Annotated in this window: 3 protein-coding genes; 1 reads left to right on the top strand and 2 read right to left on the bottom strand. The window is 39.7% G+C overall.

Annotated features, from left to right (window positions below):
- The coding region (locus AC1DSB_RS18605) for a DUF1801 domain-containing protein (RefSeq protein WP_477587340.1) at positions 1 to 324 on the bottom strand (324 nt) is incomplete at its 3' end.
- A gap of 271 nt (positions 325 to 595) precedes the next feature.
- On the opposite strand from AC1DSB_RS18605, the gene AC1DSB_RS18600 reads away from it, so the two are divergent.
- On the top strand, positions 596 to 829 hold the full coding sequence (locus AC1DSB_RS18600) for a hypothetical protein (protein ID WP_342542565.1): 234 nt from the start codon (positions 596 to 598) through the stop codon (positions 827 to 829).
- 72 nt (positions 830 to 901) lie between these two features.
- On the opposite strand, the gene AC1DSB_RS18595 is transcribed toward AC1DSB_RS18600, so the two are convergent.
- Positions 902 to 1,774: a proline iminopeptidase-family hydrolase gene (locus AC1DSB_RS18595; protein ID WP_477531136.1), complete on the bottom strand. Its 873-nt coding sequence runs from the start codon at positions 1,772 to 1,774 to the stop codon at positions 902 to 904.
- Positions 1,775 to 1,958: the final 184 nt, after the last annotated feature.

Raw genomic sequence — 1,958 nt, 5'->3', positions numbered from 1 at the left:
AGCTTTTCCTGACGTGTGTTTGCCAAACTTTTCGAGCAGCTGCTCACGTTCGGTATCACCCGTCGCAAAGTACAAGCTGATTTTCGCTTTGCGTGGTGAAAATCCTACGAGAGGGGCATCACCTTCATGTCCTGTCGGATATTTATAATGGTAACTACCGAATCCAATTATGCTTGGTCCCCACATTTTCGCCTCATAGCCTGAAGCTTCTGTGAAGATGTCGAGCAATTTGTATGCATCTTCCCGCTTTTTCGGATGATCCACTCCTTCAATGAACTCAATTACACTGCGGTCAGTTTCCTTCGTTTTCAATTCATATGTCATCTATGTTCGTCCTTCCTTTTCACTAAAAACATGCGCCTTCAAATCTGGTTATGTACTTCCTTTTCGATTTTACAAGTATGAAATCCTTTATTTTTGAAACATACCTTTCAGAAATCTGACAAAAGATTTCTTCTTATTGTATTTTCACGAAAACCTTTGCTACTAGAATTTCAAATGCTCTGAAGTTGGATATGGGTTATACTTTTTAATATTAAAGTGTTGAATCTTTTCTGAGATTCACCGAATTCGGCAAAGGAAGGATGATGTTGAAATGGAAGATAAAAAAAATCCGAACGACAAAGGATTAAGATTACTGTTAATCGGACCGAACATTCTTATGTGGGTGTTATTTTTAGGACTGTTATTGTGGTTTGGACTACATTTGGAAGAAATCAAAGAAAACAATCGCTTAATTGTTTATTTAATTTTGCTTGGCGCACTGTTATTCGTTTCGATATTTGGTGCCTTTCGTAATTGGCTTTGGATTAAAGAAGGCAAAATGTAAGATTTTCTGTATCAAACGATAGAAAATATTAAATCCCTCCAATCATTTACTGATTGGAGGGATTTTTTGTGCTTATTTTGCCTGACTGTTTAAAAACGCTCTTACTACTTTTGAATATTCTTGAGGCTCTTCAACTCCTGGCATATGAGAGCTGTTTTCGAATACATGAAACTCGGAATCTGGAACTAATCTCGAATAGTATTCCGTTGTATTCGGTGTTGCTTCATCATAGCGTCCACACGTAAAGAGGCTTGGCATGTAGATTTCATGCAATCTATCGGTGACATCAAAGCTTTTTAATGTTCCTGTCACTGTAAATTCTGACGCGCCCCACATGTAGCCATAGATTTGATGATTGCTTTTCGACATATTTGCCAGAAGTTCTTCAGGCCAAGGCAACAATCTGCAGACATGTCCCTCATAAAATTGAATCATCGCTTGATGGTACTCTGCTGAATCAGTTGTATTCTCCCGTTCGCTTCTTTCGATGATATCCTGTAATTCTTGAGGTAACTGTTTCAAGTATTCGCGCTGGTCGCGTTCCCACATGCTTGAATTAAGACACGGGCTTGAGAAAATAACACTTTTAACGCCTTTCGGTTGTTCAAGAAGGTATGCAGCGGCAAGCATGGTTCCCCATGAATGTCCGAGAATATGCACTTCATCCAATCCAAGAGCTTCTCTCACTTGAGCTAATTCTTCCACATAGCGTTCAACCGTCCATAATGAAAGATCTTCCGGACGATCTGAATTTCCACATCCCAATTGGTCATAATGAATGACCGGTCTGTCGTCACCCAGTTCTCTAAGCGGATCAGATTCCCGGCTCATTCCGCCTGGTCCCCCATGTAAAACCAGCAGTGGAACTCCAGGTCCATCCCCTGTCTTTCGATAATAAACATTTCCTCCTGTAACAGGAACGAATCCTTCTGAGAGATGCTTYATGTGATAACCCCTTTTGTATTTGTTTCTGTTAAGTTACTACTATTTTTAGTATAGAACAATAGCTGCAAACGTTTTATAAGGTCTTCATGAAAAATTAACCATCAACAGTAATACGCCAAGACCCGCAACCCATAGCATTGGAATCAAATTGATGATAATGGCGGTTCGTTTTCTCTGTATATGC

The sequence above is a fragment of the Paenisporosarcina sp. P4_E4_2 genome (genome assembly GCF_056401595.1).
The sequence above is the reverse complement of the archived record's forward strand: the minus strand, read 5'-3'. Positions and strand labels throughout refer to the sequence as shown.